The 10,841-nt window shown below is 73.7% G+C and carries 11 protein-coding genes and 1 rRNA gene; 2 read left to right on the top strand and 10 right to left on the bottom strand.

Annotation, left to right across the window (positions count from 1 at the left end):
* The 4 genes from IE249_RS38475 to IE249_RS25305 form a co-directional block, all read right to left on the bottom strand.
* On the bottom strand, window positions 1-577 hold a 577-nt coding region (locus tag IE249_RS38475; RefSeq protein ID WP_229859270.1), incomplete at its 3' end, for an AAA family ATPase.
* A gap of 80 nt (window positions 578-657) precedes the next feature.
* A complete protein-coding gene (locus tag IE249_RS25315; RefSeq protein ID WP_189708227.1) occupies window positions 658-1,563 on the bottom strand; it encodes an NAD kinase in 906 nt (301 codons plus the stop codon).
* Window positions 1,560-2,375 carry a TlyA family RNA methyltransferase gene (locus IE249_RS25310; RefSeq protein WP_189708225.1) on the bottom strand — a complete coding sequence of 272 codons (816 nt, stop codon included), beginning with the start codon at window positions 2,373-2,375 and terminating at the stop codon, window positions 1,560-1,562. The genes IE249_RS25315 and IE249_RS25310 overlap by 4 nt, the downstream gene beginning before the upstream one ends.
* Before the next feature lie 7 nt (window positions 2,376-2,382).
* Complete coding sequence (locus tag IE249_RS25305; protein ID WP_189708223.1) at window positions 2,383-2,673, bottom strand: hypothetical protein; 291 nt, start codon at window positions 2,671-2,673, stop codon at window positions 2,383-2,385.
* Window positions 2,674-2,715: 42 nt separating this feature from the next.
* Here IE249_RS25305 and IE249_RS25300 point away from each other — a divergent pair, with 42 nt between their 5' ends.
* The gene (locus IE249_RS25300) at window positions 2,716-3,063 is read left to right on the top strand and encodes an SCP2 sterol-binding domain-containing protein (RefSeq protein ID WP_189708221.1); all 348 of its coding nucleotides are present in this window, start codon (window positions 2,716-2,718) and stop codon (window positions 3,061-3,063) included.
* On the opposite strand, the gene IE249_RS25295 is transcribed toward IE249_RS25300, so the two are convergent.
* From IE249_RS25295 to IE249_RS25280, 4 genes are read right to left on the bottom strand one after another with little or no spacing between them, the layout of a single operon-like run.
* Window positions 3,047-3,994, bottom strand: a complete 948-nt coding sequence (locus IE249_RS25295) for an ABC transporter ATP-binding protein (RefSeq protein WP_229859253.1) — start codon at window positions 3,992-3,994, stop codon at window positions 3,047-3,049. The two genes, IE249_RS25300 and IE249_RS25295, sit on opposite strands and share 17 nt — an antisense overlap.
* The gene (locus tag IE249_RS25290; RefSeq protein WP_189708451.1) at window positions 3,991-5,127 is read right to left on the bottom strand and encodes a FecCD family ABC transporter permease; all 1,137 of its coding nucleotides are present in this window, start codon (window positions 5,125-5,127) and stop codon (window positions 3,991-3,993) included. Before IE249_RS25290 ends, IE249_RS25295 begins: the two co-directional genes overlap by 4 nt.
* A gap of 17 nt (window positions 5,128-5,144) precedes the next feature.
* Window positions 5,145-6,188 (bottom strand): FecCD family ABC transporter permease, encoded by a 1,044-nt coding sequence (locus IE249_RS25285; RefSeq protein WP_189708219.1) that lies wholly within the window; start codon window positions 6,186-6,188, stop codon window positions 5,145-5,147.
* A 56-nt stretch (window positions 6,189-6,244) separates the two neighbouring features.
* Complete coding sequence (locus IE249_RS25280; RefSeq protein WP_189708217.1) at window positions 6,245-7,279, bottom strand: HAD-IIA family hydrolase; 1,035 nt, start codon at window positions 7,277-7,279, stop codon at window positions 6,245-6,247.
* 73 nt (window positions 7,280-7,352) lie between these two features.
* On the opposite strand from IE249_RS25280, the gene IE249_RS25275 reads away from it, so the two are divergent.
* A complete protein-coding gene (locus tag IE249_RS25275; RefSeq protein WP_189708214.1) occupies window positions 7,353-8,645 on the top strand; it encodes a DUF1015 domain-containing protein in 1,293 nt (430 codons plus the stop codon).
* Between the two features lie 93 nt (window positions 8,646-8,738).
* On the opposite strand, the gene IE249_RS35645 is transcribed toward IE249_RS25275, so the two are convergent.
* Window positions 8,739-9,527, bottom strand: coding sequence for a tetratricopeptide repeat protein (locus IE249_RS35645; RefSeq protein WP_229859268.1), 789 nt, complete (start codon window positions 9,525-9,527; stop codon window positions 8,739-8,741).
* A gap of 1,116 nt (window positions 9,528-10,643) precedes the next feature.
* Window positions 10,644-10,760: ribosomal RNA gene (rrf, locus tag IE249_RS25265) — 5S ribosomal RNA — on the bottom strand.
* Window positions 10,761-10,841 lie beyond the last annotated feature (81 nt).

Below are 10,841 nucleotides of genomic sequence, written 5' to 3'. Positions count from 1 at the left end.
GGCCGTAGCGCAGCATGTCGGCCTCCTGGGCCCGCTCACGCGCGCGCGTGGTGATCTCGTCGAGCTCGGCGGCGACGGCCCGCAGCCGACGGTACGCCTCGGCGTACTTGGCCAGGGGCACGGCGACGGCGTCGCCCGCGTACCGGTCGAGCGCCTGCCGCTGCCGGGACAGCTTCAGCAGCCCCTGCTGGTCGGTCTGCCCGTGCACGGCCACCAGGTCGTCGGCGAGTTCGGCGAGCAGCCCCACGGGCACGCTCCGCCCGCCCAGGTGCGCCCGCGAGCGTCCCTCGGCGGAAACGGTACGGCTGATCAGCAGCGCCCCGTCGTCGAGCTCGGCGCCCGCCTCCTCGGCCCGCACGGCGGCGGAGGCGTCCGCGGGGACGGTGACCCGTCCCTCCACGACCGCCTTCCCGGCCCCGATCCGTACCAGCGCCGGGTCCGCGCGCCCGCCCAGCAGCAGCCCCAGACTGGTGACCACCATGGTCTTGCCCGCGCCCGTCTCACCCGTGACGGCGGTGAAACCGGGCGACAGCTCGACGACCGCGTCGTCGATCACTCCGAGCGACCGTATCCGCATCTCCTCCAACACGGACACGACCTTACGAGGTCGGGGCGGCCGATTGCGAGGTGCCCCGTCACCCGGCCGAGTGCACCCCGTCAGTGCGGTGCGCCGCGCCAGCCGGAGACCGGCAGGGCGAACTTGGCCACCAGGCGGTCCGTGAAGGACGCGTGGTGCAGCCGGGCGAGCCGGACCGGCACCGCGCCCCGCCGCACCTCGACCCGCGCGCCGGGCGGCAGCTCGACGGTGCGCCGCCCGTCGCACCACAGCACCCCCGGCGGCACGTGCGGCAGCACCTCGACGGCGAGCACCGAGTCCGGCGAGGTCACCAGCGGCTTGGCGAACAGCGCGTGCGCCGAGATCGGCACCATCAGCAGCGCCTCCACCTCCGGCCACACCACGGGCCCGCCCGCCGAGAAGGCGTACGCGGTCGACCCGGTGGGCGTGGCGCACACGATGCCGTCGCAGCCGAACCCGGTCACCGGCCGCCCGTCGATCTCCAGGACCACCTCGAGCATCCGCTCGGCGGAGACCTTCTGCACGGCCGCCTCGTTCAGCGCCCAGTCGGTGTGCACGATGTCGCCGTTGCGGTGCACGACGACGTCGACGGTCATGCGCTCCTCGACCTCGTAGGCCCGGTTCACCACCCGGTCCACGACCTTGTCCAGGTCGTCACGCTCGGCCTCGGCGAGGAAGCCGACCCGCCCGAGGTTCACCCCGAGCATCGGCACGCCCGAGGCACGCGCGAACTCGGCGCCGCGCAGAAGCGTGCCGTCACCGCCGAGCACGATCAGCAGCTCGCACCCGTCCAGGCACTGCGGGGTGGCCTCCTTGACCAGCTGTACCTCGCCCGGCAGCGGCAGGTCGGCCGCCTCGGCCTCCAGTACGCGCACCCCGATCCCGGCGCGCAGCAGCCCTTTGACCACCAGTTCCGCGCTGCGCACGGCGGCCGTCCGCCCGGTGTGCGCCAGCAGGAAAACGGTTCGAGATCGGTCCTGTGTCAACGCGGCCCCTCCGCCACTGCACGGTCAACATCGGCCGGGTCCAGGGCGGGCGCCCCGGCACGCAGCCACAGAAAGTACTCGACGTTCCCGGACGGCCCGGGCAGCGGACTGGCGGTGACACCGTTCACCCCGAGCCCCAGCTCCCACGCCCTGTCCGCCACGCCCCGCACGGCCTCCGCCCGCAGCTGCGGACTCCGTACGACACCCCCGCTGCCCAGCCGCTCCTTCCCGACCTCGAACTGCGGCTTGACCATCATCACCAGGTCGGCGTCCGGTTTCGCGCACCGCACCAGGGCGGGCAGCACCAGTCCGAGCGGGATGAACGACAGATCCCCCACGACAAGATCCACAGGCTCCCCATCGATCGCCTCGAGCGTCAACTCGCGTACGTTCGTACGGTCCTTGACGGTGACGCGTTCATCGCTCTGCAGGGACCAGGCGAGTTGTCCGTATCCGACGTCCACGGCGACCACGTGGGCGGCGCCGGAGCGCAGCAGTACATCGGTGAAGCCGCCGGTGGACGCCCCGGCGTCCAGCGCGCGCCGTCCCTGGACGACGAGCCCGCGCGGCACGAACGCGGCCAGCGCGCCGGCGAGCTTGTGGCCGCCCCGGGAGACGTAGTCGGGATCGTTCTCGTCGGCGGCGACCACGACGGCGGCGGCGGTCTCCACCTGGGTGGCGGGCTTGGTCGCGACGTTCTTGCCGACGGTGACCCGGCCGGCGGCGATCAGCTGGCCGGCGTGCTCGCGCGAGCGGGCGAGCCCCCGGCGGACCAGCTCCGCGTCCAGACGACGGCGTGCGACTCCTGCCACGTTCGGTTCAGCTCCTGTGTTGGTACGACGGTGAGGGCGCGGGGGGTGCCACGGGCCCCGGGCGGGCGTCGAGCGCGGTGAGCGCGTCGCGCAGCCCCCTGTGTACATCCTCGTACACCTCCACGTGCCCGTCGGTGGCGAGGTGGTCGGTGTCGGCCAGCCGCTCCAGGGCCGCGTCGACGTCGGCGTCGCCGGTGGGGGTCCGGGGGACGCCGAGGGGGGCGGGCGCGGCGGGGTCGTACTCGGGCGCTTCCTCGGCCTGCGGGTCCGCGCCCGTCCCGGTCACAGAGTCGCTCATGCCCAGACGCTACCGCGAAGCCCTGGGGTACCGTCGATCGCGATGGCCACGATCGAAGAGTGCCGTACCGCACTCGAGAAGCTCTCGGACAACATGACGAACGCGGAAGGCGACGTGCGTGAGGCGGCGGCGCTGGACCGCTCGGTGAGCTGCCATATCACGGACCTGGACGTCACCTTCGTCGGCCGCCTGACCGGCGGCCGGATCGACGTGCGGGACACCGTGCCGGGCCCGCCGCCCGAGAAGGCGCAGATCCGCCTCGCCATGGCCGGAGACGACCTGCTCTCGCTGGTCGGCGGCGAGCTGAACTTCGCCACTGCCTGGGGTTCGGGCCGGGTGAAGCTGGAGGCGGGCCTGCTGGACCTGTTCCGGCTCAGGAAGCTTCTGTAGCGGCCACCCGGTCCCCCGGGCCCGCACCGTCCACCGGGCCCGCGGCGCCGGCCCCAGCGGACCCTTCCGCCCGCTCCCTGCCGCCGCCGCGCGCCTTGCGGGCGGCCGGCACCACCAGCGGCGTACCGGTCTCGGGGTCCTCGATGACCTGGCAGCGCAGCCCGAAGACCTCCTCGACCAGCTCGGCCGTGACCACCTCGCCCGGCGCGCCCTGGGCGACGACCTGCCCGTCGCGCAGAGCGACGAGGTGGGTGGCGTAGCGGGCCGCGTGGTTGAGGTCGTGCAGCACGGCGACGAGCGTGCGCCCCTGCTCCTCGTGGAGTTCCGCGCACAGGTCCAGGACGTCGATCTGGTGCTGGATGTCCAGGTACGTCGTCGGCTCGTCGAGCAGCAGCAGCGGGGTCCGCTGGGCGAGGGCCATGGCGATCCAGACCCGCTGGCGCTGCCCGCCGGACAGTTCGTCGACGTAGCGCCCGGCGAGCCGGTCGACCCCGGTGCGCTCCATGGACTCCCGTACGACCCGTTCGTCCTCGGCCGACCACTGCCGCAGGATGCCCTGGTGCGGATAGCGGCCGCGCCCGACCAGGTCGCCCACGGTGATCCCGTCCGGAGCGATCGACGACTGCGGCAGCAGCCCGAGCGTGCGGGCGACCTTCTTGGCGGGCATCGACTGGATGACCTGCCCGTCGAGCAGCACCCGGCCCTCGGTGGGCTTGAGCATCCGCGACAGCGCACGCAGCAGGGTGGACTTGCCGCAGGCGTTGGGGCCGACGATCACCGTGAAGGAGTTGTCGGGTATCTCCACCGACAGCCGCTCGGCGATGACCCGGCGGTCGTAGGCGAGGGTGACGTCGTCGGCGGACAGGCGGTTCACGGTGCTCCCTCGGTCGTTCGCTTGCCGTTCGCGCGCCGCGGGACCGCGGGCGCTCATATCCGGCCCGCCCTGCGCTCGGTGACCAGCAGCCACAGCAGATGGATCCCGCCGAGGACGCCGGTGACCACGCCCACGGGCAGCTGGTCGGCGCCGAAGGCGCGCTGCGAGGCCCAGTCGGCGGTGACCAGCAGGGCGGCGCCCATGCACAGGGAGGGCACGAGGTTCGGGCCGGGCATGGGGGCGCCTCCCGCGCCGTTGAGGCAGCGGGGGAGGGTGAGGCGCCGGGCCAGCTGCGGCGCGGTCAGGGCGACGAAGGCCACGGGCCCGGCGGCGGCGGTGGCGGCGGAGGTGAGCAGCACGGCGGCGGCCGTCATCAGCAGCCGTACACGCTCGACGCGCACCCCGAGGGCGCGGGAGAGGTCGTCGCCCATCTCCAGCATGCGCAGCCCGCGCGCGTTGGCGAGCACCAGCGGCAGCAGCACCGCGAACAGGGCGAGCAGCGGCCACACCTGGGTCCAGTCGCGGCCGTTGAGGGAGCCGGTCATCCAGACGACCGCGCGGGCGGCGTCCACGAAGTCGGCCTTGGTGATGATGTAGCCGTTGACCGCGGTGACGACGGCGGACACGCCGATGCCGACCAGGACCAGCCGGTACCCGTGCACGCCCCGCTTCCAGGCGAGCAGATGGATGGCGAGCCCGGTCACCAGGCCGCCGGCGAGCGCGCCGAGGGTCACCGCGCCGGCGCTGCCGGAGAACAGGACGATCACGGTCAGCGCGCCGGCCGTCGCCCCCTGGGAGAGGCCGAGCACGTCCGGACTGCCCAGCGGATTGCGGGAGACGGACTGGAACAGCGCACCGCCCAGGCCCAGGCAGGCGCCGACCAGGAGGCCGACGAGGACGCGGGGCAGCCGCAGTTCGCGGACGATGAACTCCTGCCCGTGGTCGCCCCGGCCGACGAGGGTCCTGAGCACCTCGGAGGCAGGGATGGGGAAGTCGCCGGTGCCGATCAGCACCACACCGGCGGTGAGCGCGGCGGCCAGCAGCGCCGCGACGACCACGCAGGCGCGCACGTCGATGCGGAGGGACAGGCCGCCCGGTCCGCGCAGGGCGCGTGCGGTGCGCGGGCCGGCGGTGGCCGGGGTACCGGCGGACCCGGGGTCACCGGTGGTCGTCGGGGTGCGAGTGGTCATCCGGGTACGGGTGGTGGTCACAGCCGGGTCGTCCTCCGCCGCCGTACGAGCAGGATGAACACCGGGCCGCCGAGTACGGCGGTGACCACGCCGACCTGGAGCTCGGCGGGCCGGGCGACGATCCGTCCGACGACGTCCGCGCCGAGCAGCAGCACGGGCGACAGGACGGTGGCGTACGGCAGGATCCAGCGCAGGTCGGGACCGGTGAAGGAGCGGACCACGTGCGGGACCATCAGCCCGACGAAGGCGATGGGCCCGCAGGCCGCGGTCGCGGCCCCCGACAGCACGGTCGCGGCCAGCATGGCGAGCGCCCGGGTGCGGTTCAGATCGGCGCCGAGCGCGCGGGCGGTGTCGTCGCCCATGGCCACCGCGTTCAGCGGCCGGGCCAGCAGCAGGGCGAGGACGGTGCCGGCCCCGAGGAACGGCAGCACCTGCGCGACGGTCCCCTGGGTGGCGGAGGCCAGGGAACCCACGGTCCAGAAGCGCATCCTGCCCAGCGCCGCGTCGTCCATGATCATCACGGCCTGGAGATAGCCGTAGAGGGCGGCGCTGATCGCGGTGCCGACGAGCGCGAGCCGTACCGGCGTGGCGCCCCGGCTGCCGCCCAGGAACCACACCAGCGCGCCCACCGCGGCCGCGCCGAGGAAGGCGAACCAGACGTAGCCGCTCAGGCTGGTCACGCCGAAGTACGTGATGGCGGTGACGACGGCGGCCGAGGCGCCCGCGTTGATGCCGAGGATCCCCGGCTCGGCCAGCGGATTGCGGGTCAGCGCCTGGAGCACGGCCCCGGACAGGCCCAGCGCGGCCCCGGCGAGCAGCCCGAGCACCGTACGGGACAGGCGCTCGCCGACCACCACGTCGCCGTAGGTTCCCGAGTCCTGGAACAGGCCGTGCCAGACCTGGGCCAGGGACAGCTCCTTGGCCCCGATCGCGATGCTCGCGAGCGCGACGAGGACAAGGACCGCGGTGGAGAGGACGAGCCCGGCGGCCCGCGTCCCGCCGCGGCCCGGTGGCGCGGCGAGGGCCGCCGCGCGCTCTTCGGGAGGACTGTCGACCAACACGAGGTTAGGTTAGCCTACCCTCGCAAGACGCGACGCCCACCGGCCCTCACGGGCCGTCAAAGGCCCAGTCGTGCCAGTGCCTTACCCCCGTCCAGCTCGCACACGCCCTCACCGGCCGCCGTCCAGGCCGCCGCGCACAGCGCGCGCAGCCCGTCCAGCGCCTCGCCGTCACCGGTCACTTCGAGACGTCCCGCGTCCGCCGACGCCGACGCCGTCCACCCGCCGCACCGGAAACCCTCACCCTCCCGGGTGATTTCCGGCTGCCCGGTGAGCAGGCCGCGCAGATCCGCGTCGACGTACGTCGGACGGTGCCGCGGCGGGGCGGCCAGCAGCAGCGCGCCATCGGTCACCCCGGTCAGGACCAGCAGCGAGTCCACCCCGCCGTTGAACGCCCCCTCGATGTCCGTGTCCAGCCGGTCCCCGACCACCAGGGGCCGCTCGGCGCCGGTGCGCAGGATCGTCTCCCGGTGCATCGGCGGCAGCGGCTTGCCCGCCACCTGCGGCTCCGCGCCCGTGGCGATCCGGACGACCTCCACCGCGGCACCGTTGCCCGGCGCGATCCCACGCGCGCTCGGGATCGTCAGATCCGTGTTGGAGGCGAACCACGGCAACCCGCGAGCGATGGCGTACGACGCCTCCGCGAAGCGTCCCCACGGCAGCTCGGGCCCTCCGTAGCCCTGCACCACGGCCACCGGCTCGTCCTCGGCCGACTCGACCGGCTCCAGACCGCGCTCGCGCAGCGCCACCCGCAGCCCCTCCCCGCCGATCACCAGCACCCGGGCGCCCCGGGGCACCTGGTCGGCGATCAGCCGGGCCACCGCCTGCGCGGAGGTCACGATGTCGGACGCCTCGGCCCTTATCCCCAGCTCCGTCAGATGCGCGGCCACCGCCTCGGGGGTGCGCAGGGCGTTGTTGGTGACGTACGCCAGACGCATGCCGCCCGTCCGGGCGGTGGCGAGCGAGCCGACCGCGTGCGCGATCGCCTCCCCGCCCGCGTAGACCACACCGTCCAGGTCGAGCAGGGCCGTGTCGTACACCTCGCTCAGGGCCCGTCCACTGCCCTCGGGACTCGTCCTGACGCCCTGGCTCATTCCGCATCGCTCCTCGTGACACCGACTTTCCCCCGATCATCCCCCATGCCACTGACACACGTACGATGCCGGGATGAACACTGCAGGTCACTCGCCGGAAACCATGCGCCGAGGCCTCGAGCTCACACCGTTCCGCGGCCTGCGCTACGACCCCGACCGGGTCGGCTCCCTGGCCGCCGTGACGTCACCGCCGTACGACGTCGTCGTACGCCCCGACGGCCTGCACCACCTCCAGTGCGCCGACCCGTACAACATCGTCCGCCTGATCCTGCCCCAGGCCGGCACCCCCAGCGCCCGCAACAAGCAGGCCGCCGAGACCCTGCGCCGCTGGCTCGCCGAGGGCGTACTGACCGCCGACCCCGAGCCCTGCCTGTACGTCTACGAGCAGCGCGACGGCGACGGCATGCTCCAGCGCGGCCTGATCGGCGCGCTGCGCGTCACGGACCCGGCGGACGGCGTGGTGCTGCCGCACGAGGACGTCATGCCGCACGTGGTCGCCGACCGCGCCGACCTGATGCGCGCCACCAGCGCCAACCTCGAACCGCTGCTGCTCACCTACCGCGGCGACGGATCGGCCGCCACCACCACACTTATCGTCGAACGCACCGCCGAACGGCCGCCGCTCCTCTCCACGACCACCGAGGACGGCTTCAGCCACCGTCTGTGGGCCGTCACCGACCCAGACGAGACGGCCGCGATCGCCGACGACCTCGCCCGGCACCAGGCCCTGATCGCCGACGGCCACCACCGCTGGGCCACCTACCGCACACTGCGCGCCGAGCATCCCTCGCCCAGCCCCTGGGACTACGGACTGGTGCTGCTGGTCGACACGGCCCGCTACCCGCTCCGGGTGCGCGCCATCCACCGCCTCCTGCACGGCCTGCCGGTCTCCGAAGCGCTCGCGGCCCTGGACGGCCACTTCCGCGTACGGCGCCTGGAGGTCCCGCTGGCCGACGCGCTGGCGACCCTGGCGGACGCTGCCTGCGAGGGCAACGCCTTCCTGCTCGCCGGGGACGGCGCCTTCCACCTCGTGGACCGCCCCGACCCCGCCCTCCTCGCCCGTACGGTCCCCGCCGGCCGGCCGGCCGCCTGGCGCACCCTGGACGCGACGGTCCTGCACGCCACGCTCCTCGACCACGTGTGGCGCATCCCCGAGGACTCCCCCGCCCACATCGCCTACATCCACGACACGGCCGCGACCGTGGAGAAGGCGGAGCGCGACGGCGGCACGGCGGTCCTGCTCCACCCGGTCCGCGAGGAGGTCGTGCGCGAGCTGGCCCGCCAGGGGGTCACCATGCCCCGCAAGTCGACCTCGTTCGGCCCCAAGCCGGCGTCGGGACTGGTGCTGCGCGCACTGGACCTGTGAAACGGGCGAGGGCAGGCCCGTCGAAACGGAACCTGCCCTCGTACGTGGCCGCCCTCGATCCCCGGTCGTCGGTCCTCGGTCGAGGGCGTCGGCTCAGTCCTTGCCGGCCTCGCCGGCCGTGTCGGACTCGTCGTCCCCACCGGCTTCGTCCGCGCGTGCGGCGTCCTTGGCCTCGGCGGTGGCCGTGTCGTCCCCGTCGTTCTCGTCGAGCGCGTCGGTGAACTCCACGCCGTCCAGCTCCGCGAGGCGGTCCGAGGCGTCCGTGCTGCCGTCCCGGTCGGCCTCCACGGCCTTGGCGAACCACTCCCGGGCCTCGCGCTCACGGCCGGCGGCCAGCAGCGCGTCGGCGTAGGCGTAGCGCAGCCGCGCGGTCCAGGGCTGGACGGAGTTGGAGGCCAGCTCCGGGCTCTGCAGGGTCACGATGGCCGCGTCCAGCTGCCCCATGTCCCGCCGGGCACCGGCCGCGACGAGCCGCATCTCGACCTGCCCGGCCTTGTCGAGCTTGTGCACCTCCGGCGCCCCGGCCATGTCCAGCGCCTTCTCGGGCCGCCCGAGTCCGCGTTCGCAGTCGGCCATGACCGGCCACAGCTCCACGCTGCCCGTCATCCGCCGCGCGGCACGGAACTCGGCGAGCGCCTCGCCGTACTTCTGGTTCGCGTACGCGGCGAAGCCGGCCGCCTCCCGCACGGCGGCGACACGGGACGCCAGCCGGAGGGCCACCCTGGAGTAACCGTAGGCGCCCTCGGGGTCCTCGTCGATGAGCCGGGCCACCATCACCAGGTTCCGGGCCACGTCGTCGGCGAGCGTCTTGGGCAGGCTCTGCAGCTCTTGGCGTACGTCCTTGTCGATCTCGTCGCCGGTGACGTCCTCCGGGATCGGCAGCCGCTTGATGGGCTCGCGGTCGCGATCGCGCCCACGGTCCCGGTCACGGTCGCGCTCGTCGCGGAAGCGTCCGCCGCCGCGCCGGTCGTCACGACGGTCGTCGCGGCCTCGGTCTTCACGGCCCCGGTAGCCGCCGCCCGGACGCCCACCACGGTCGTCACGGCGGGGGCCGCGGGCACCGCGGTCGTCCATGCCGCGGAAGCCACCACGGTCACCGCGGTCGCTGTCGCGGCGGTCGTCCCGGCGGTCGTCGCGACGGTCGTCCCTGCGGTAGGTGGGACGGTCGTCCCTGCGGTAGGTGGGACGGTCGAAGCCACGGTCCCTGTCGCGGTCCCGATCGCGGTCACGGTCGTCACGGCGGCCGTACCCGCCCCGGTCGCCGTCACGGCGGTCGTCGCGGCGGTCGTCCCTGCGGTCATCGCGGCGGTAGGTGGGGCGGTCATCGCGACGGTAGCCACCGCGGTCCCCGCGCTCGCCCCGCTCGGGCCGGTCGGACCTGTCGTCCCGGCGGTACCCGCCCCGGTCGTCGCGGCGACCGTAGCCCCGGTCGTCATCGCGCCGGCCGTAGCCCCGGTCGTCGTCGCGCCGGAAGCTCCGGCGGTCGCCCCGGTCGCCCCGGTCGCCCCGGTCGCCCCTGCTGTCATCGCGGCGGTCGTCGCGGCGGTAGGTGGGGCGGTCACCCTCGCGGCGGTAGCCACGGTCGCGGTCACGGTCACGGTCGTCGCGGCGGCCGTAACCGCCCCGGTCGCCGTCACGGCGGTCGTCACGCCGGTCGTCCCTGCGGTCGTCACGCCGGAAGCCACCGCGTTCGCCGCGGTCCGTCCGCTCGCCACCACGGCGGTCGTCACGCCGGTCGTCACGCCGGCCGTAGCCGCCACGGTCACTGCCTCCGCGGTCGCTGCCTCCGCGGTCATTGCTGCGCCGAGGGCCGCCGCGGTAGCCGCCACGGTCACCGCGGTCGCCACCGTCCCGGCGACGCTGGTCGCGCTCCGGACGCTCGTCGGGAGAGTTGGTGGACATCGGTGACTCCTGTCTTCGGTACCGCAAGCATTGTAAAAACGAAAGGACCCCTGGTCCCAGCTGAACGCTGGTGACCAGGGGTCCTGTCCAAAGATTGTTCGGCGGTGTCCTACTCTCCCACAGGGTCCCCCCTGCAGTACCATCGGCGCTGTAAGGCTTAGCTTCCGGGTTCGGAATGTAACCGGGCGTTTCCCTCACGCTATGACCACCGAAACCCTAATGGTTTCGAGCGAACAAGCACACTCTTCTGTTGTGAGTTCAGCTCTAGCCGGCAACGGTCGTTGCCTCAGAACT

Source organism: Streptomyces anandii JCM 4720 (assembly GCF_014650655.1).
Lineage (GTDB): Bacteria > Actinomycetota > Actinomycetes > Streptomycetales > Streptomycetaceae > Streptomyces > Streptomyces anandii.
This window is presented reverse-complemented; position numbering and strand designations above follow the sequence as displayed.